Origin of the sequence: Yoonia vestfoldensis, assembly GCF_002158905.1 — a bacterium.
Taxonomy (GTDB): domain Bacteria; phylum Pseudomonadota; class Alphaproteobacteria; order Rhodobacterales; family Rhodobacteraceae; genus Yoonia; species Yoonia vestfoldensis_B.
The window spans coordinates 29,804-48,354 of the sequence record NZ_CP021431.1; the positions used below are offsets into that span (position 1 = coordinate 29,804).

24 protein-coding genes are annotated in these 18,551 nt (G+C 58.8%); 5 read left to right on the forward strand and 19 right to left on the reverse strand.

All coding sequences use genetic code 11. From position 1 onward, the window contains the following. Positions 1 to 9: 9 nt before the first annotated feature. From LOKVESSMR4R_RS00110 to LOKVESSMR4R_RS00120, 3 genes are read left to right on the forward strand one after another with little or no spacing between them, the layout of a single operon-like run. Positions 10 to 357 carry a hypothetical protein gene (locus LOKVESSMR4R_RS00110; protein ID WP_087205625.1) on the forward strand — a complete coding sequence of 116 codons (348 nt, stop codon included), beginning with the start codon at positions 10 to 12 and terminating at the stop codon, positions 355 to 357. Beyond that, on the forward strand, positions 350 to 1,849 hold the full coding sequence (locus LOKVESSMR4R_RS00115) for a hypothetical protein (RefSeq protein WP_157898077.1): 1,500 nt from the start codon (positions 350 to 352) through the stop codon (positions 1,847 to 1,849). Before LOKVESSMR4R_RS00110 ends, LOKVESSMR4R_RS00115 begins: the two co-directional genes overlap by 8 nt. After that, a complete protein-coding gene (locus LOKVESSMR4R_RS00120; protein WP_087205629.1) occupies positions 1,849 to 2,052 on the forward strand; it encodes a hypothetical protein in 204 nt (67 codons plus the stop codon). Before LOKVESSMR4R_RS00115 ends, LOKVESSMR4R_RS00120 begins: the two co-directional genes overlap by 1 nt. A gap of 63 nt (positions 2,053 to 2,115) precedes the next feature. Here LOKVESSMR4R_RS00120 and LOKVESSMR4R_RS00125 read toward each other — a convergent pair whose 3' ends face one another. The 12 genes from LOKVESSMR4R_RS00125 to LOKVESSMR4R_RS00175 all read right to left on the reverse strand — a co-directional run bounded on the left by LOKVESSMR4R_RS00125 (position 2,116) and on the right by LOKVESSMR4R_RS00175 (position 10,257). Next, a complete protein-coding gene (locus LOKVESSMR4R_RS00125) occupies positions 2,116 to 2,601 on the reverse strand; it encodes a hypothetical protein (RefSeq protein ID WP_087205631.1) in 486 nt (161 codons plus the stop codon). Positions 2,602 to 2,772: 171 nt separating this feature from the next. Next, a complete protein-coding gene (locus LOKVESSMR4R_RS19965; protein ID WP_157898078.1) occupies positions 2,773 to 2,943 on the reverse strand; it encodes a hypothetical protein in 171 nt (56 codons plus the stop codon). Between the two features lie 888 nt (positions 2,944 to 3,831). Further along, positions 3,832 to 4,035: a hypothetical protein gene (locus LOKVESSMR4R_RS19970; protein WP_157898079.1), complete on the reverse strand. Its 204-nt coding sequence runs from the start codon at positions 4,033 to 4,035 to the stop codon at positions 3,832 to 3,834. Positions 4,036 to 4,864: 829 nt separating this feature from the next. Next, the gene (locus LOKVESSMR4R_RS00135) at positions 4,865 to 5,845 is read right to left on the reverse strand and encodes a DUF2493 domain-containing protein (RefSeq protein ID WP_335673971.1); all 981 of its coding nucleotides are present in this window, start codon (positions 5,843 to 5,845) and stop codon (positions 4,865 to 4,867) included. Positions 5,846 to 6,501: 656 nt separating this feature from the next. Further along, a complete protein-coding gene (locus tag LOKVESSMR4R_RS00140; protein ID WP_157898080.1) occupies positions 6,502 to 6,681 on the reverse strand; it encodes a hypothetical protein in 180 nt (59 codons plus the stop codon). A gap of 82 nt (positions 6,682 to 6,763) precedes the next feature. Next, complete coding sequence (locus LOKVESSMR4R_RS00145) at positions 6,764 to 7,159, reverse strand: hypothetical protein (RefSeq protein WP_087205637.1); 396 nt, start codon at positions 7,157 to 7,159, stop codon at positions 6,764 to 6,766. A gap of 113 nt (positions 7,160 to 7,272) precedes the next feature. Continuing rightward, positions 7,273 to 7,587 carry a DUF736 domain-containing protein gene (locus LOKVESSMR4R_RS00150; protein WP_157898081.1) on the reverse strand — a complete coding sequence of 105 codons (315 nt, stop codon included), beginning with the start codon at positions 7,585 to 7,587 and terminating at the stop codon, positions 7,273 to 7,275. Between the two features lie 170 nt (positions 7,588 to 7,757). Next, positions 7,758 to 8,339, reverse strand: coding sequence for a hypothetical protein (locus tag LOKVESSMR4R_RS00155; protein ID WP_157898082.1), 582 nt, complete (start codon positions 8,337 to 8,339; stop codon positions 7,758 to 7,760). Beyond that, on the reverse strand, positions 8,329 to 8,679 hold the full coding sequence (locus LOKVESSMR4R_RS00160) for a DUF2958 domain-containing protein (protein ID WP_087205643.1): 351 nt from the start codon (positions 8,677 to 8,679) through the stop codon (positions 8,329 to 8,331). Before LOKVESSMR4R_RS00160 ends, LOKVESSMR4R_RS00155 begins: the two co-directional genes overlap by 11 nt. 115 nt (positions 8,680 to 8,794) lie before the next feature. After that, positions 8,795 to 9,439 carry an antitoxin of toxin-antitoxin stability system gene (locus LOKVESSMR4R_RS00165; RefSeq protein WP_087205644.1) on the reverse strand — a complete coding sequence of 215 codons (645 nt, stop codon included), beginning with the start codon at positions 9,437 to 9,439 and terminating at the stop codon, positions 8,795 to 8,797. Beyond that, positions 9,432 to 9,851: a hypothetical protein gene (locus LOKVESSMR4R_RS00170; protein WP_087205646.1), complete on the reverse strand. Its 420-nt coding sequence runs from the start codon at positions 9,849 to 9,851 to the stop codon at positions 9,432 to 9,434. Before LOKVESSMR4R_RS00170 ends, LOKVESSMR4R_RS00165 begins: the two co-directional genes overlap by 8 nt. Before the next feature lie 103 nt (positions 9,852 to 9,954). Next, complete coding sequence (locus LOKVESSMR4R_RS00175) at positions 9,955 to 10,257, reverse strand: hypothetical protein (RefSeq protein ID WP_087205647.1); 303 nt, start codon at positions 10,255 to 10,257, stop codon at positions 9,955 to 9,957. Positions 10,258 to 10,416: 159 nt separating this feature from the next. On the opposite strand from LOKVESSMR4R_RS00175, the gene fliS reads away from it, so the two are divergent. Continuing rightward, a complete protein-coding gene (gene fliS, locus LOKVESSMR4R_RS00180; protein WP_087212268.1) occupies positions 10,417 to 10,785 on the forward strand; it encodes a flagellar export chaperone FliS in 369 nt (122 codons plus the stop codon). A 126-nt stretch (positions 10,786 to 10,911) separates the two neighbouring features. Here the strand turns inward: fliS and LOKVESSMR4R_RS00185 are convergent, their stop codons facing one another. The 7 genes from LOKVESSMR4R_RS00185 to LOKVESSMR4R_RS00210 all read right to left on the reverse strand — a co-directional run bounded on the left by LOKVESSMR4R_RS00185 (position 10,912) and on the right by LOKVESSMR4R_RS00210 (position 18,048). After that, entirely contained in the window at positions 10,912 to 11,319 is a 408-nt protein-coding gene (locus tag LOKVESSMR4R_RS00185) for a hypothetical protein (protein ID WP_087205648.1), read from the reverse strand. Further along, entirely contained in the window at positions 11,319 to 11,594 is a 276-nt protein-coding gene (locus LOKVESSMR4R_RS00190; protein ID WP_157898083.1) for a hypothetical protein, read from the reverse strand. Before LOKVESSMR4R_RS00190 ends, LOKVESSMR4R_RS00185 begins: the two co-directional genes overlap by 1 nt. Positions 11,595 to 11,694: 100 nt before the next feature. Continuing rightward, positions 11,695 to 12,612, reverse strand: a complete 918-nt coding sequence (locus LOKVESSMR4R_RS00195; RefSeq protein ID WP_087205651.1) for an ArdC family protein — start codon at positions 12,610 to 12,612, stop codon at positions 11,695 to 11,697. A 116-nt stretch (positions 12,613 to 12,728) separates the two neighbouring features. Then, a complete protein-coding gene (locus LOKVESSMR4R_RS00200; RefSeq protein WP_087205654.1) occupies positions 12,729 to 13,088 on the reverse strand; it encodes a hypothetical protein in 360 nt (119 codons plus the stop codon). Beyond that, entirely contained in the window at positions 13,085 to 13,264 is a 180-nt protein-coding gene (locus tag LOKVESSMR4R_RS19975) for a hypothetical protein (protein WP_157898084.1), read from the reverse strand. Before LOKVESSMR4R_RS19975 ends, LOKVESSMR4R_RS00200 begins: the two co-directional genes overlap by 4 nt. Then, complete coding sequence (locus tag LOKVESSMR4R_RS00205; protein WP_157898085.1) at positions 13,261 to 13,587, reverse strand: hypothetical protein; 327 nt, start codon at positions 13,585 to 13,587, stop codon at positions 13,261 to 13,263. Before LOKVESSMR4R_RS00205 ends, LOKVESSMR4R_RS19975 begins: the two co-directional genes overlap by 4 nt. A 129-nt stretch (positions 13,588 to 13,716) precedes the next feature. Further along, complete coding sequence (locus LOKVESSMR4R_RS00210) at positions 13,717 to 18,048, reverse strand: strawberry notch family protein (protein WP_237331861.1); 4,332 nt, start codon at positions 18,046 to 18,048, stop codon at positions 13,717 to 13,719. 200 nt (positions 18,049 to 18,248) lie between these two features. Between LOKVESSMR4R_RS00210 and LOKVESSMR4R_RS00215 the strand changes: the two genes are divergently transcribed. Then, the gene (locus LOKVESSMR4R_RS00215) at positions 18,249 to 18,536 is read left to right on the forward strand and encodes an HU family DNA-binding protein (protein ID WP_087205659.1); all 288 of its coding nucleotides are present in this window, start codon (positions 18,249 to 18,251) and stop codon (positions 18,534 to 18,536) included. Positions 18,537 to 18,551 lie beyond the last annotated feature (15 nt).

Below are 18,551 nucleotides of genomic sequence, written 5' to 3' on the forward strand. Positions count from 1 at the left end.
GGGACGCCAATGGCCGAAAAAAAAGACGCGACTGAAATCTTGCAATCCATCAAGGCACAGCGCGAACAAGCCCGAGCTGAGCTTCCAAGGGTGAATCCGATTGATGGGAAAGTCGTTTCCAATTCTGCAACGCCCAGAGTGCCGTTTAACCGTGATCGCAATAAACACGCGAAAAAGTTCAAGGTCGTGCGCTATAGTTCCTCGATGAGCGAAGTCGGCATTGAAGCGCTGCGGCATTTGACAGCAGTCACCGGAATGACCCAACGCGCCATGATCGAGACAGCGGTCCGTAATTATGTGGATACAATTGACCCGCAATTGATCCTCGAAATCGAAAAGACTCTTCTCAATGAATAATAGCAAATTATTGCGCGCTTTAGAGCCGCCAGCAAAACGATCCCTGTCAAAACCGTTCACTCTGTCGACCATCACGGCAAGCCCGATACTGCCGGTCGCACTGGTGGTGATTTACTACATCTTTATCCGTGCCCTCGAGGCGGCTGGCTTCACGCAACAGGCTTTGAGCATTGGACTGGGCGGCTTGATGTTCTTTATTGGCTGTTGGTACTACAGCGTGATCGGTCGGTTTTTCCACACCGATTGCGACAACCAGCCAACCGAGATGATCACGACAGGGCTGGCTCTTTGGTGGATTCCGGTCGTAACGGGAACGCTTCGATTGTCTCGCGAGATCTTACCCGCTGGCATTTCCAGTGAACTGCCATTTAACGGTGCGATAGTGCTCCTTCGATCCGCAGTCGAATGGCATCATATTTTTTACGACGCCGCGCTGTGGATGTTTGTTATTGTGCCTTGCTTGCTTGGCATCATGACAGTGGCACGAGGCACATATTTGCTATTTCAGCATGCGACTGGCACGCCGATCCCAGAGGCATACCTCAAACCGCGCAAGCCGGAGTGGTATGAGCTCAAGCTCATGGTCGATGACTTGACACAGCAAGGCGAGGACCATGCCAAACAGCTTGCAGAGCTCAAGGCAGAGCGAGATGCGATTGGATACGCGTTGGCGCAGGCGAAGACAGAGGTCAGTAACCTGACGCGAACCGCATCAGATTTATCGATCGAGCGGCGCGGTCTGGACGAGGAATTGCGCAGTCTGAAGACTAAGCACAATAGCCTGACCGTTGATCTTTGTGCATCGCAAGAGACCGTCCAAGTTCTGCGTAAAGCCTATGAGGAAATGGCGGCAAAGGCACGGATGCTGGAAACGGTAAAGAATGCGGCGAAAGCCGATGAAGGCTCTGTCGTCGAACCTGTCGCACATCTTCACTCCGATGCGCTATCTGGCAAGTTTACGCCGCCAATCAAGATAAATCCCCAAGAGGCGCAGGCGAAACTCGCAGCGTTGGCAGTGCAGACAACATCCCCACATGAAGCCATGAAAGAGGCCCAGTCGGTCGATCAGGATGCGATTGCAGAATTTGACGACGGCGGCTCTGCCGAACAATTCATTGCAGCTGATCCCGTGCTGACGGCGAGCTCCGCTGTTGATGCGGTCCCGACGCTGGAGACATCACCGGATGACGCCGCACCCGCACCCAAAGACAGCGAAGCGGCGGTGTCGCTTCAGGAAGATGTTTCGATCGATGCCGCGGCGGTCTTGCACGAGCAGGGCGATGCGGATCCGCAGGATCAAGATTACGATGCTGCCAGCGGTGATCAGGGTGACAATGTAGAGAGCAACGGGAGCGATGCTGCCCTTGAGGCGGATGCCGCCCCGCAACCGCCAAGCAAGGCCGAGATCGAGGCGGAAACGCTACGCAAACGCAAGATTCTGGAAGATGAACTGAGGGCCACGATGAAGCTCGAGAGAATGACAAGGGCGTGATGAAACGGCGGCTTTTGCAAGAGGTCTATTTGCTTGGCTATGGTGGTTGGCGGATGCCGCGCGTGCTGCGCCGGATGGCGGCCGGCACCCAATGGCACCGGGCGTGGCTGTGTGGTTTCTTGGGATGCTTCACACAACAAGATGGCCGAAACGGAACGCCGCTTACACATCCGCAACGGCTGCGGCGTCTGCGCGCGCAGTAACAGCGAAAAGGCGGAACTGTTGCCAGTTCCGCCTTGGATCTTGGATCGCGCTGATGGGCAGGCTTATCGCTTCGGGATGACTTCGATCGCATCGAGCAGCAGAAGCCGTGACACGATTGAAGATGGCGAACGCCCGAAGGTTCGGGCGATATCCATGACGTCTTGCTTGGCGTCGCGAAATGCGCGCAGCAGTTTCTGATCGTCTTCTTCTTTCCAGCGCGCGCCATGACGTGGCGCTTTTGGCTCATCGGCGGCTGTTGAGGCTGCGGGGGCGGAAGTCTCTGTCTTGATGGTTGATTTGACGATTGGCTTGCCGTTTGTGTTGCGGGTTGGTCCTGCGACTTCATCGGCTTCAGCGACCCAATCGGGCAGGGTTGTAAACCCGCGCGCGATGAACTTGAGCTCATCGAGCGAGATTTCGAGGTGGACGTCATTGTCCAGGACGATGGTGATGAGCGCGAAATCTTCTTTGATGGAGACGGCCATTGCCCGATAATTGTTGGGCAGTTTTTCTTCGATGAGATAGCTGATGTCGGTCGTTTGAGCCATGTTAATCTCCTGACTTCAGTATGGTAATTTTTGAAAGTCTTGCCTAGTCGGCAACATGCGGCTGGCAATATTATCCCAAGGCTGGGGGTAATCTTTTACTTTCAGAGCTTGTCATGTTGGCGGTGTCTGTGTTATTTGTGCCCCAGCCCTGAAGGGCTGAGGCGAGGGGGTTTAGAAGACCCCGTGCTTTGACAGGAAGCGGCGGCCGATGCCAAATTTATCGCCCTTCCTGATCAGCGCCCATGCTTCTGCAATGCGGCGCTTGATCACTTCATCACTGATTGTTCTCACCCCCTTTCTGGTTTGTGGTGAATGCTTTTTCTGGCTGGAAAACCGGAACATGATTTCAGGAAGCCTTCTTTTTCTTTGCTGATGGTTCGGTTGCTGGATGGGCTGGGTTTATCTTCTAAAATCGGGCGGGTTTTCAGGCGAGGAAGCGCGCAGCGCGCGCCTCACCTGAAAGCCTGCCTCCCGGCGAGGGCAGGGGGGGAACCGCCGCAATGGGAAAATCAAGCAGACAAGGGGGTGGAGCGGCCCGCAGCGCGAAGCGCGAGGACACGGCCCCGCAGGCTGCGCCGTATTTTCCCGTTGCGGTGGGGGACCGGCGGTCCCCGGAACGGCCGCGCGCTAAGCGTGGCCCTGCATTCTTGAAGGCCAGAGCTTTCCAGCGCTGTACCGGCCCAGGGGCCGGGACGGGGCCTTGCAGGTGCCGAGCTGAACCCGCCATTATATAGCGAAGGGAAGCGAGGCATGCTGTGGTAAGGTCTGGCCTGCACAAGCGGTCGTGACCCGTAGGGCCGAGATTTTCGCGCTGACGGACCATGTGGCCGCGATGATCGCTGGCTCGTTTCGAGACAGTGATCGTCGCTTTTTGGGCACAGGGACAGTCAGGGTGAAAAGCTCGGGTCGCAGGCCGGTTTACCGGCCAAGACTAGGACGCGGTCGTGATCACATTTGTGATCACGATGGGCCCTGCATATCGGGGACAAGCTGTCGAAGTTGATGCAGACTTCCGACGACTTTTGCATTTTGCCGATGCCTGATATTTTGCTGAAGCACCTGCTCCAAATTCCACACCGCCACCAGATTTTGCCCCTGAACCTGCTGATAACGGCCAAGAAACTGGCGCGGATGAATCAACAGCAGGGCGGATCGGGTGGCATTTTGACAACAGGGATGAGGGGGTGGCCGTCAGGCCACCCCCTTTTCTTTTTTTTTGATGATGGGCCGTCAGTCGGTGACGTCGTCGTCTGCGTTGTCGTTTGCGCGTGGTTCGAACAGCACGAATTCAGTTGCGCCGACGGGAAAGTCGAGCTTGAGGGACATATGGGCTTTGGACCCTTCGCGATTGTAGAATGCTGCGCCGACGCGGCGGTAGCGGGTTTTGTTGTCTTTGCCTGTGACGGGAACGGTGACGGTGAGATAGTTGGACATTGTGGCTTCCTCTTGGTTTCGATGCGGTCGACCAGCCCGAGCGAATGAGGATTGGGCTCAAGCGCTATTTTGTTTCGCGAGGAATTGGTTGCAGCTTGCTGCGGCCAAGGGGAAAATAGTGCTTGAAGCAGGTCGTCTAGGATAGCGTGACCGCGCTTGCGCGGTCTCGATCCGACCTGCGGCCCAATCCGCGCTCGGGCAGACAGCATCCGAAAGAAACCAAGAGGGGGCCGCAGTGTCCTGCTTGCTGATCAACGTGATGAGTGACGCGGGCAAAGACAGCGAAACCCGCGCGGTTGGCATGGCCATTGTGGCTGCGCTGGGTCCAAAGCCCATATGTCTGCGGTGAGGGTTGAATGTTGGCGGGACGTCGTGCTGTTTGAAGCATGCGCATGGCGGTGCGGTTGACGGGGTCGCGTGTCCCATCATCAAAAAAAGGCGGGGGTGGTGTGCGGTGCCGCGCCTGATTGTTGCACCCGATCCTGGCCCGCCACTTTGGGCGGGTTTTGAGCATAGCAATGACGGCCCGAAGGGCCGTCTCCTTATCGACATCGGAACTGCTGATCTTGGTGGGCGCTCTGCGTTTGTTACGCGGGCGGGGTTAACCAGTCCGACCATCGGGAGGGTTGGGCGACGGCGCCCGCCGCCACTTATGTGGCGTTCCGCGCGAATAGCGCCGGTCCGGCCCGTTGTGGCTGGCCCTGAGCCAGCCGCGACGGGGGGACACCTTGCCCCGGTCGGCGTTTTTGCGGTCGCGGTCGTCTTTGCGCTGCGGTGGTCTGCGGGTGGGGTGGGGTGGGGGGCGTTATCCGCCCCCCCTGCGTTGCGGTCATTTTCGCGTTGCCGCGCCGTTGATGATCGCGGGGCCGTTGGGTGCTTGGGCTGGTTCCGGTTTTTTGACACGCATTGCCTTGATGCCTTGAGCTTCTGCCTTGTCGGCAAGGTTTAGGGCAATTCCTGTTGTGCCAAAGATTGCCACGCCTCCAAGGTGCTTTGGCGTTGTGAACATTTGGTCAATGGCCTTGAAACCTGCTGCCTTGCCGTATGCTTTCCAATTGGGCGCGAATGTGACGTGGTGAACGCTGCGCGATTTGGCCCATGCGGCGGCGATTGCGTCCACGCCTTTTGCATCGCCTTTCGTGTATAGAATGAGGTTTTCCCCGTAGTTGTTGTAAAAACGGGTTTTGATCTTGTCGAGCGTGTCCCATATTTTCGCATGGTCCAGCCAGTCACGATCACCCGCCACGGCAAGGGCTACGCCATCAACGACGAATTTTGCGGCCTCTTGGCGTTCGTGTGCTTCCAGCCATTCGCGGGCCTCGAAAGTCGCGCCAGTCAAATGCGCGGGGGCGCTTTTGCGGCTTCCTGCTGCGGGGATAAATGCCTTTCCGGTTTCGATTTCATAACAGCGGGCAGCGGTTTCTGCCATGACGTCCAGCGCGTCGCGCATATCGCGCAAGCGGTCGGCGCGGGTCTGGGCGTCTGAAAGGTTGGTGTCGTTAATCTCTGAACCGTCATGTGCGCGAATGAGGGCGCGGGCGGCGTCTGTCTGCTTGGTCAATGCCTCGTCCAGCATCTTGCGGCGGCGAAAGAATAGCGATGCAAAGCCGTGTGCAAGCGGTTCGATTTCGGATTCGAGTCCGGTTCCCTGTAGCGGGCCGAAAAGTGCCTCGAAGGCTTCGCGGGTGGTGGTGTCGCGCAAAGTCTGGTCGTCTGGCATTGGCAGGCAGTCGGCGTTCTCGGTGAGACCAAACATTTCGATTGTGTCATATGTCGTCAACATGTCGTTTTTTCCCTGACATTGCCCCACGCGCCAATCGCGGGGGCCTGCGGTCGGGCGGACTGATTCAGCGGGGGCGGGAAAGGCCTTTACCCGCACTTTTGCGGGCGAAAAAAATCTTGCTGCCTGTTGTGGGCGACAGGTTTTGATCTCGGTGGATGGATCAGACTGGCCGTAGCGGTCCGTGAACGGGTTTGTTGCCCGTCAAGGGCCGCGCTTGCGCGGCTTGCGTAGCCCTTGACGGATGAAGCAACGGGCCCGTGAACGGTCTGCGAAGAGCCGGTCGGGTTTGAAGAGGTGAGGGATATTCTGGCGCGACTGGCTGCAAGATTTATTTCGGGCCTTGGACGACACCGATGAATCAGTCAGAACGACCGCTGGCCCCCGCTAGAAGTTCACTGGCACGACATTTGCGCATATGGACGGTTTGCGATGGTACGAGGGGGTTGGACGGGATCCGGCATGGCGCATGCGGCCCTATGGGGCCGCATTCACTCTTAAGCTTGCTTGCAAGCGACTGCGGCGCGCGGCATCCGCGCGTGGCCGTGGTCCGGGCGTGGCCCATTCAGGGGGCCATGCCCGGCCAGGGTCGCACATCCACATTTGCGGGAAAGCACGGCGGCAAACAAAAAGGGCGCGCCGTGTGGCCCGCCCCTTGGTGTTTGCTGATACTGCGCGGCGTTCGTTTAGAAGAACAACTTCACCACGGCGGCGGTTGCGCCAATGACGCCGGCCGCTGCGAGGAAAGGTGCAAGCAGCGTTTGCATTTTGACCTGTCCGGTTTCTGCAATCATCTTGGTGATTTCAGCGCGCAGCTTTTCATCCGAAAGGTTCACGTTCTGGTCAGCCATATCATTCATGCTCATCTGATGTGCTCCTTTTCAACATAGAGGGGCGGCCACCACGGATCAAGGATCTGGCAAGATGGTCCATATGCGCGGCGCCGGGTCATGCCGCTTTGCCGTCGTGGTCGAGATAGGCGTCCACATATGCGGACAGCCAGTTGATGATATCTGACGACACCAGTTCGTCACCCGAGAGATCAGCGAGAAGCTCATCTGCGCTTTTGAATGGCAGATCGTGCAGCTCGCAGAACAGGCGCAGAAGCGCGCTCATATCATCGATGTGCAGCACCTCGGCCGCGGCGTGCGGTGCGTCACGATGCGTCAGGCTGATGATGTGGACCAGCGGCGCAGCGCCACCGCCCACGTTAAAAACCTCGCCACGGCTGACGCGGCTGTGGATCATTTCCGCAATGCCAGCGAGGGTTTCATCCTGCGTAGCCAACGCCTCCAGCGTTGTGCGTTCGGGTTCTTCGATACTGAATACGGCGATTTGTGTCATGTCTCTGCCTCCTGTTGCGGCAATTGCGAGGTAATCGGTGGCACAGCATTCAGCTGCGCCATGTAGAGGGACGGCCTGTCCGATTGGGACAGGCCGTCACGTGGCTGGTCCGCTCAGGCGACTTCAGCCATCGCCATCGGGATGATCCGGAAAGTGCCGGCTTGGGCTTCTTCATCCTGCACGGCATTGGCGCGGATCTGTCCCTGGTTGGGAAGATTGATCGCGAGTTGCAGATACTTGTTGCCAGCACGGGATTTTGCTTCCCATGCAGAGCCGATCCGAATGGCGCGACCACGCGGGCTACGCGCTTCAAGGTGGAAGTCAGGATGGCTGTCCTTGGTCTTGAACGTGTTAGGCAAGCCCGTGAAGCGGAAGTCGAACTCGAGCGAGGCGATGTCGCCAGTAAAGGCATTGTCGGCGTCCATCATGGTGATTTGACCAGTGTACATTTGGGTATTCCTTCAGATTTGGTGTGGGGGTGATGTGTCAGGGGGGATCCCTGCTTTTCTGATCCATTCGGATCACAAAAACCTAAAGGGACCTTTCAGCTTTCGGGCTGTCAGGGCCTTGGCCATGCCAGCAACGCCGGGCCATCAGCTCAGCGCTGATCGATGTATTGGAAAAATCCGGTGTGATCCTGCGCACCAAAATCAAGCCCATGCCGATCGGCAAAGTGGCGCAAATCGCATAAGGCGGATGCGAGCAGATTATCAACATCGTCAAGCTCGGGATAATGCAGCCTTAGAACCGTCTCCATCCGCAGCGCGTTTTGCGCTGTGAGCGGGGGTTGCTCAGGTTCAGGCTGGTTGGGTTCAGGCTGGCTGGGCGCGCCGGCCGGAAAGACGCCCGCACGATACAACAGATCGCGCGCCTCCATCTCTGCCGCGACAAACCCGTTTTGATCGAGGACGATGCCGTAACGGCCATCGGCGTGATGGATAATTGTCTGACCCACGCAGCGCAGTGACTGGTCGTTTGCGTAGCTGGCTACGAAGCCAAGCCCGTGCGGCAGCCGTTCGATGGACAGGAAGGTTTTTGCGTTGATGGATTTTGCCCGGTTCAGGGCGCGTTCATAAGACATGCGGTGGTCTCCAGTGTGTTGATTTGAGCGATAACGACAACCGGCCGACGCGCCCTTATGGCAATGCGTCGGCCGGTTGAGACCTGGATCAGGCTGCAATCCTGCCCGCGACACGGGCCTCGTCGGCATAGACGGAGATCGACTTGGTTGCGGCGAAGAAGGGGTCCCGTTCGATCTTCAAGCCAAAGGGCAGACGGACACTGGCCAATTCGGCAAGACACACGGATCCAAGCTCGGGATACCCCAGATCACACAGCCCGAAAGCGATTGTGGGATTCTCCGGATCAAGTTCGGTCAGAAGCCATGTTCCCGTGCCGCAGGGATTGAACAGCTTGGTGACCGGTTTGAAATCGATCTCGTTTGCAGTGCCGCGCACATCGGCTTGACGCCGGCCATTGGCGATGAGTTGATCTGTGATCTCTTTGGTCAGAAAATGCATGACATGGTTCCTTCAGGTTTTGCTCTTGGCCCAATGCCAAGATCATCAAAACCCGAAGACCCCTTTTCCTCTGACACCCGAGCCAGCCCGGATGCCACCTTTCTTGTGGACGCTGTCATCCGAACCGCCGTCCGGTTTCAGTGAAGCTGTATTGATTGGCGATGATGCTGTCTTCAATGGCCTGATCCGAGGTGAGGTAGTCGTATTCGGTTTCCAGCTGATGGTAGAGCCAGCGGGCCAGATCGCGCAGCGCCTCGGTCACGATCTCCTCTGCGTCCTCGGTGGGCAACTGACAGGTCGGCCCGTCGCGGGTGACATCCACGGACATGGTGTATTCGTGGTAGTATCGGCCGCGGTGGCTGATCTCGGCGGCGAGCTGGTAGAAGTTGCGCTTCTGGACGGCCTGCATCCTGTCCGCGATGCAATGCAGCGTTTTATCCTTTGGCGCATGTGCCCTGATGCGCGCAGCCGCGCCTCTGGCGTGGCTATAAAAGCCTTCCATACACGCGCCATCGCCTTGGTAGCTGAACCCTGAGAACCAGATACGCGGTTTGTCTCGCGTGCCGCCGCCCATCAAACGCACGGGGGTTGTTTTAAGCCGAATACCGAGGATATCGCAGATGCACTCAAAATCATCGTAGACTGCATCCCACCAGTCGTCGTGGGGCCCAAGCTCGCGATACCAGCTGCGCGCCTTTTCCTTGGCCGCGTCGGAGAGTTCGTGAAACTCGTAGATTGTTGTACAGATCACCTCAGGCATCGGGCTGCTCCCCGTTCAGTGCTGCGGCCAGCCATTCATGTGTGCTGGTCCAGCCGATGGATTTGCGCGCGCCAAGATCAATGACATGCGCGCCGCCACCAAACGCGTCGAGACGCGGGCGAGAACAGCTCAAGCCGTATTCAAACCCCCAAAGGCCGGTGAGGTCGAGCTCTTCTGCCAAGCGCAGCACGAAGCGGATGACCGCCTCGACATCGCCCTGCGCGTCATCATGGATCCACAGGGTGCTGCCCTCGGGCGCATCTTGGCGCACGAGATCGAAGCCCGCGACTTCCGGCTCGTCTGCGTCTTGCTCCGCAGCACGCAAGTCATGAAACAGAGCCAGCGCGCGGCCGGCCTTCTCCGCACTGCCGACGTCGATCAGGCATGAGAAATGAGTGAAGTAATCCGCCATGGGAATCTCCTGAGGTTGAAGAGCCCGGCGCCAGGGCCGGGTGTTGGATTGAAGTGAGGGGAGAGGGCAGAGCAATCAGCTGGATGCTGGATCGCCTGCGGCTTTATGCGGTTTGCAGCGCGCACTTGACCGCATCGAGGTGCTGGCCGACTTGTGTACACGCATCTTCGCGTTCCCATTCAAGGGGCAAATCAAGCAGGCTGGCCATGACGCGCTTTGCGGCCTCTTTGGTACGGCGGTCACCGGCCGATCCAATCGTGATACCTGTCAACGCGTGGTAGATCCGCCAAGACACAGCGCGGCCTTCAAGCTTGATCAGCGCCAACCCATCCTTGCAAAACGCAGGCAGATCCTTCTTGCCGTAAATCCCGTGATCCACTGTCACGACTGATCGTGTAAGTTTCATATCGATGCATCCTGTTGTTAAATTGATGAAATCCGCACATCGGATACTTCGACAAAAAGCCTCCTTTCTCCTCTAAGCCAAAAGCGCCGCTAAACAACGCGCGCACACGGTCGTTTCTGATGGGGCATGATGACGTCAGCGGAGCCCTGAGTGATGACAATGTTAAGCCCAGCCGCTGAATATCAGCGACAGCAGCAAAATCCGGGGTTCAATCCCGACGATGCGCATCAATTGATCAAGGTAACGCTGGAATATCTGGTGCGCAGCCTTGGCATGCTCGCGCAGAAACCAGCGCGCGACAGCGAGATATTCAAAACCCATATCGCGCGCGTCCTGACGGCGACCTACGTGTTGCAATCAAGTCTGGACTTTGAGCGCGGCGGCGAAATCGCTGCAAACCTGTTCCATTTGTACGAATATTCCCGCCAACAGACCCTGAAACTGATGCGCAACGACGATACCGCGCAGATCGACAAAGCGCATCATGCGATCTCAGAAATCTTTGTTGCATGGCAGCAGATCCATTGAAACGGCAGTCTGGGCCGCGTCTTGTGACTTTGGGGTAAATCGCCGGCATCGCGACCATGCGCGCACAATGACCAAGGGCTGGCGGAAGCTGCTTGCGCGTTCTGTTCCGCCAGCCCACGCCCTGCTTCAGGCGGGCTGCTTCATGGATGCGCGACACCGCGCGCGCCAATCCACTGCGAACGGATGGGTCGTCGCGCTCAGAAGCGCCAGAATTGACCGCGGGGCTTGGTGAACAGCAGGCCCGCAGGTCTCGTCCATGTCCTTATAGCCCCATTCGCCGTTTTCCACACTGGTCAGGATCACGGCCGCAAAGACATACGAGCCGTCCTGATTGGGGGTATAGCCACGCTCGGCCACCCATTGCCGACCGGTGTTGGCATCCTTGAACTCGGCCCGCACCGCGACATACCAGACATCGCCAACCTGTTCAGACGCGATCGGAAAGATACGGCGCGCGTCACTTTCCCCAGTGCAGAGCCGGTGGATTTCACCGCGAATGTCTTGCGGGGTGTGGTCATAGATCATCCAGCCCATCACGCAGCCTGCCCGTGATCAACGGCGCTCGGTTCGACAGCCAGGACCGTCTCAATCGCAACAACCCGGAACTCGCTGATGTCGTAGATATTGTCAGCGGCCCGCTCACCGGTTTCAACCTCGAGCGTGATTTCCTTGATGAACTCCGCCAATTCGAAATATGCTTCTTCTTGCGTCGGGTAGGTGGTGGGCACCCACTCGCCCTGATCGTTTTCTTCGCTCCATGTGTTGATCCAACCGTCGGCCAATGTGTGATGCTGAACTTCCCAAGCCATGTGATTTCCTTTCGGGATGTGTTTTTGATCTGATCGCATGATCAAACTGCAAAAGGCCCCCTCTCTCTCGAAAGGGAGCCTTGGCAATGTCGCAGGCGGCTTACGCCGCGATCTGGGCGGGGTGGGGTTGATCCAGCTCTCCAGCCTGCACAAACATCCAGTCGCAGGCGGCTTGGGCCTGTGATGCGGCTTTGACGATCGCGCGATTATCTTCCTTCATCACGCCAATCCAATGCGCCAGATAGGCAGCGTTCTGATCATACTCGGTCTGAATGCCAAGGCGCGTCGCTACCATGGCGGCCGCCAACTCAGCGACGACCTCTTCGCGCGCGTATCGTTCTTGCGACAACCCCGGATGCTGCCTGTTCAGCCGGTGCCCAGCTTTCGTGGCATGCGCGCATTCATGGGCCAAAGTGCCAAAATATTTGCCTGCGGTTTGAAACGTGCCGATGGGCGGCATATGCACCCTGTCGGTCGCGGGCGTGTAATAGGCAGCGGGTTCGTCTGTTGTGTCAATCGCGATGCCAAGGCGGTCAAACCAGGCCTGCACCATCGGGTCGGATTGGGTGCCAAGATCACGCGGCGGTTGGGCCTGCGCGTGAAACCGGCTTGGCAGCCCGTCGATCTGATCGGCATTAAACACGCGGTATGCCCGGGCATAGGCGCGCTTTTCTGGATCGGAATCCGCCGACGCATTCTCGCGGTCGACCTCGAAGGTGCCGTATTTGACAACGGTGGCGGATTTTTCCCCTTTGCGGACCTGACCGCCCAGCTCTTGCGCCTGCTTATAGGTCATCCAGTAAGCCGAGCGATGGCCTTTGAGGTGGGCCTCCACCCATAGCATCAGGACATTGATCCCGCGGTAGGCCTCGCCATTCGCCCGCAGCGGCATCCCCAGCTGCTGCACCGCGCCGGTCCAGCTTTTCTCCCACGGGCCTGTGCCCGCCTCGATAGCCGCGATGATTGTCTGCGTGACATAGTTGTAAACGTTGAACTTTTCTGCTGTTGCCTTGGCCATGGGGCGTCCTTTCTGTGATCGGTTGAAATCACAAAGACAAAAAGCCCTCTCTCACTTTCCGCTGCCCAACCCCGCGTCAGAGTTCGGGTGCATGGCGAGCACAGGGCCCGCCATGATCACAGGCCCCGCAAGGGCGCAGATGACCGGTCGTCACCCCCGCCGTGCTGCTCGTTGAACCAGTCAAAAAGCATCTTGGGCACTTCGCTGTAGCTGTCATGCGGGCAGCCCGCCCAGAAAAGCGCGTAAACCGTTTTCATGGTGTCCAGTTTGCGCTGGTATTCGCGCTGCTGGTTGCCGTCCATGCGGTTGAATTTACGCCGGTCCCATTGCACGCTTGGCACCTCCATCTGACCGGACTTGCCGAACCGGCCCGCCGCAATGCAATTCCGAAAGGTATCCACCCCATGCGCAAAGCGCCATTTGCGGTCCAGTATCTTATCAAGTCGCGCTGCATTTGCTGCTGTCAGGAGGCTCATGCTGGCACCTCGTAGGTGTCGCACAGGCCGCAGGCTTCAAACAATTCCGCGTCCATCAGCGTTTTGATCCGACGCTCCAGCGCCGCGCGCAGCATTGCAGGGGTCACGTCGGACCCATCGTCCGTGCCGCTCTCCAGCGAGAACGCCATGTCATACATGTGGTTGAACCGTGTCATGGTGCGTCACCTCCCACTGCTACGGGATTGCTGGGCATGATTGTGCACGGCGCTGCACCGTTGCCGGTGCCGTCTTGGTTCGCAGTGAACGGCATGACGCGCTTTAGCTGATGCTCTTGGACTGGATACCAGGGCGTGTCTGTGCCCTCGCAATAATAGCGCGGGATGCCATCCCAAAGTGCGACTGCCGCAACAATCTTTTCGCCAAAATTGACCCCAAAGCCGTTCGTGTAGATCACCCGGTCTCCGGGCTTAAACTTGTGCTGTTCGGTCGGCTCGCACGTGTGCTGGTATGTCATAGATCTATCAAAAGCGGGTTTCATCGCATGTACCTTTCAGCGGATTTCCAATCCCAGGATCAGGATCACAAAGACAAAAAGCGCTCTCTCACTTTCCGCTGCCCAACCCCGCGTCGAACAATCGATGCATGGCGAGCACAGGGCCCGCCATGATCACAGGCCCCGCAAGGGCGCAGCTGACTGGTCTGCCGCACCCGCCCTGGCAACCAATGCGCCGATCACCGTAAGGCTCGCTGCGCGATTTCCATGGGGGATAAAGACACGCAGGCTGTATTGGTGGATCTCGGTGAAACAGCCCAATGCGCGCAGCCAATCGAGCGTTGCCCGATCCGCACCCGTGATTTCCAGCCGCTTGTGGCCCGCAACCCGTCGCTCGCTCAGGGTCAGGCCATTGCACAACTCGACCGCCTTTTGACCTTCGGTGACGGCCATGAAGATCGAGACGGGATCAGCGGCATCGACGCTCATATACCGGCCGCGCAGAACGCCTGCTTCCTGCGCATCCAGCGCACGGCCGAGATAGGATGTCCCGTCATCGCATTTGGCACGGTAGATACGGCTGGTCTGACCTGGAATGGACTTCCAGATGGGCAGGATCAGGCCCGTCAGCAGATAAAGCTCGCGCAAATCGCGACCCGGAAGACCTGCCACTTCGGCGTCCCACAATGCGATGAAGCGGGCGCGCGCAACCGGCTCCCATTGCGACCGCTTGAACTGGGCCTCTTCGATCCAGCTTGTCCCGGACGGGCGCACAACCCGCCGCTCCAAACCGAAGTCACCAGCCTCATCAAAGGTGTGGCGCGCGCTTGGCGCTATCAGCGCGACTTTGCCGGAACTGGCGTTCTCCATGGGGTCATAGCCCTCGAAATCCTCAAGGATTTCTGCGCTGCTGCGGTAGGTCAGGCGTGTTTCGACATAGAGCGGGACAAGCGAGGTGACAGCACCGGTTGCTTCATCGGTACAAAGCCTCTGTGGCTCACCTGCGGTAATCTTGTCACCGCGCAGCTGTTCCAACCCTACATCGAGCGTTCCTGCCGCCAAGGCCCGCTCGGTTGCCGTCGCAATCCTGCCCATGAAATCCGCGAAGATCGCGTTCTGCATGGCAATCGGCAGCGCCAGTATCCGGTTCAGAAACCGCTGAATTGGTGGAAGCTCCTCCAAAAGCTGGCCATCCTGGTTGGTCAACCGCAAGCCGGTCCAGTCTTCAAAGGTCTCCAATCCCATTGCGGCATCGCGGCCAAACACAATGTCACGGTAAAGCGCTCTGAGACATCCGCGCGCGATTGCACTTTCCAGATTGTCCTCTGCACGGAACATGCCCTGACTTGCCGTCTCGCGCTGGCCTTTGGTCAAAGCACCCAGCGTGTCGAGGCGGCGGGCGATGGTTGAGGTGAAGCGCTTCTCGCCATGCACATCGGTGGTGCAGACCCGAAAGAACGGTGCCGATACCTGCGCAGAGCGATGTGTGCGCCCCAGCCCTTGGATGGCATTATCAGCGCGCCAACCGGGCTCCATCAGGTAATGGCGGCGGCGCTTTTGATTTTTGGCCGTGATCGCAGCCTGATATGACCGGCCTGTCCCGCCCGCATCCGAGAATATCAAAACGTCCTTGTCGCCTGCCATGAAGGCGGCAGCCTCAGATGAATTCGCACTGGCTGCGCGGCGCTCCACCTTCAAGCGACCGTCCGCTTGCCGGATTGGGCGCTGGCTCCGGCCCGTGACCTCCGCGACCCTTTCCGGCCCGAGCGACCAGACAAGCTGATCCAAGGCTGACGGCACCGGCGCAAGCAGCATCAGATCTTCGATCATGCGGTCACGCAGTGCCTCTGCCTCGCGAGAAATCACCGGCGCCCCATTGGCATCACGCAACGGCTGGGCGAGGACTGATCCGTCCTCTTGCTCGATCAATTGCATCTGCATGACGGGAAAGGCGTTCAGCAAATACCCCACGACGTATTCTTTCGGCGTCAGAGCGGCCTCTACCAGCTCCTCATCAGGGGCAAGGCTTTCAATCCGGCGGTTGAGCAGTGCTTCGCCGGTCGACACGATCTGCACGACAGGGGCCCATCCTGCGGCGATATCGGCCTCAATGGCGGCAATGATCGTGCGCGCTTTCATGCCTTGCAGCAGATGGCCAAAAAACCGCTGCTTTGTGCTCTCGAAGGCTGACAGCGCCGCAGCCTTTGCGGTGCCCGAGCCTGCTTGTGCTGCATCACCATCGGATTTGGTCACACCGGTGGCTTCCAGCGCCTTATGCAGGTTGGCATGGATCGTCTTGAAGGCCCGCGCCCAGGCGTCATAGGCGGTAATCTGATCCGCGCTCAAGGCGTGCTCGAGAATATCATACTCAACCCCTTCGAAAGACAGCGCGCGCGCCGTGTAGAGGCCGAGCGCCTTGAGGTCGCGGGCCACCATTTCCATGGCCGCCACACCACCGGCTTCCATCTCGGTGACAAAGCTTTCCCGCGACGCGAAAGGGTAGCCTTGCCCCATGCCCCATAAGCCGAGGCGTCCGGCATAGGCGAGATTTGCGACTTCGGTGGCGCCGGTGGCCGAGACATAGAGCACGCATGCGCGGGGCAGGGCATTTTGCAGACGCAGCCCCGCAAGGCCTTGTTGGGACGGCGCGCCTGCACCGCGCGCGGTGATTGAACCGCCTGCATTTTGCATCGCATGCGCTTCGTCAAAGGCAATCAACCCATCATAGTCGTCACCGAGCCACGCAAGGATTTGTTCAAGACGGGTTTTGCCCTTTTGCGAGGTCGCGCGCAGGGTCGAGTAGGTCACGAAGAGAATGCCTTCGGCTAATTTGACCGGCTCATCTGCTGACCATTTGGAGAGGGCATGGATGTCGGTCGGGGCGCCGCCCAGATCAGTCCAATCCCTGCGCGCGTCTTCAATCAGGGTTTTCGAGCGCGAGACCCACAGCGCTTTGCGCCGTTGCGCGCCCCATCCGGCCATGATCAACCCCGCGACTTGGCGGCCTTTGCCGCAGCCGGTTCCATCCCCCAGAAAGTAGCCTTTGCGAAACGGCTGGGCGGCAGGGTCATCATCTGCGCGGATCAGCTGATCGCGTTCGTCGCGCTTGAACTTGCCGGGCAGATCCTGCGCAAAAGCGCTTTGCGCCATAAGCAGCGTTTCCAACTGGGCATCCGAGAGCAGCCCTTCCGTAATGACCCGCTGGGGCAGTTTGAGATCAATGAGGTCGCTTAACGGGCAGGGCGGGGCAACTGAGGCCATGGCCAGACTTTCGACCAGCGGGGTAGGGTGCCCGCTTGCACCTGCGACACACAGCCGTTGCGGTGCGTATCGGGCATAAACATCCGACAGAGCTTCGTTGGTGCGGGGCACATCAAAGACGGTCACATCGAGTGACACCAGCGCTGTTGTTGATTGCGCGTGCTGTGTCGCGGTCCTGCGCCCCGGCAGCAGCATGCGCGCGCCGCCCGCACCTGCAGCAGTGCCTTGTGTTGCGCCAACCAAAGATGTGGGACGCAGCGCGATGGTCTTGGCAGCGTTGGCAGCTTTGTCGGCTGTCTGTTTGCCAGCACTCACACCTTGCGCAACGGGCTGGCGCGCAGGCAGCAGATCACGCAGCACCTGAATCGCTTCTGCGGATGTTTTGACGGGGACGTGATGCGCACGGGTCGGGCGCTGCACACTGGCATCCATGGGCCGCTCCGCGACCAGCAGATGGGTCTGCACATTGGTTCCCATCTTGGTGAAAGCATCCAGGGGGAGGACCAGCCGGACCAGAGGGGTCACTTCCTGGCAAAAGCGGTCCCACAAGGCTCCGCCGCGCTCGGCTGACACGGCAGGTGGCACGATAGCGACCAATCGGCCGCCGCGCTCAAGCCGCTTTGCGGCTGACAGCAGGTGTCGCATGGCAATTGAGGCATCCTCGCTGCGCGACAGACTTGATGCAAACGGGGGGTTCATCACCACGACGGACGGTTTGACATCGCGCGCCAGAAGATCGTCGATGAATTCCGCGTCATGGGGCAGGGCGCTTATGTCTGTCAGCATCCGGAGTATCGCGCGCCGCGTGGGGTCGAGTTCGTTCAAAATGAGACGTGGCTGCATTGCGGGCGTTGTGCCGCGTGACGCCTGTGTCAGGGCTGCAAGGCATCCGACACCCGCTGATGGCTCCAGCACCACATCATCGCAACAGACGGCAGCGGCCTGTACGACAACCCAGCCCCATTCCATCGCCGTTGAAAACTGCTGTAGCTGCATCTGACGCTCGGACCGGCGGGTCTCGGTTGGCAAGCTGCCGCCAATCCGCTGGATCAGCGCATGAACCGCCTGCGGGTCGTGCGCGCGCTCCATAGCCCGCAGCACGGCTTGCAGCCCGGCTGCTTGCATCAGATCGAAGGACAGACGCCAATCCCACGCACCAGAGGCGTCCGTTCCACCGAATGCGGCTGTCATTGCCTGTGAAATATGACCGGTGGTCAGCTTGCCGGTTTTGATCTGGTCCATCATTGCGTTGCATGCGTGACGCATTGCGATCGATTGTGCAGTGGTCGGAATATGATGGGACATTGTGATGTTCTTTCTCAAGCAAGGGGAAAATCACAAAATCCGAAGGAAACTCTTCCTCTTGAGCCCCAAGCCGATAAACTGGACGCAACGTTGAAAGAACGCCGCCACCTTGGACCTGCAAACAGCAAACGGAAGACCGCATGATCCGCTCGGAACTCATCGCCAAGCTGCACGAAGAAAATCGCCACCTCACGCATGCAGACGTCACCAAGGTGGTGGATGCGATATTTGAGACAATCGTGAATGCCCTTGCTGCGGGCCAACGTGTCGAGCTACGCGGGTTCGGCGCCTTTACAGCCAGATCCTATGAACAACAGGCCGGCCGCAATCCGCGCACCGGTGAACCCATCGACGTCCCCGCAAAGCGGCGTGTTTACTTCAAACGAGGCAAACGGCTTTCTGACCGGCTGAATCAGCGCGATCTCTGAGATGGGCGGTAGTCG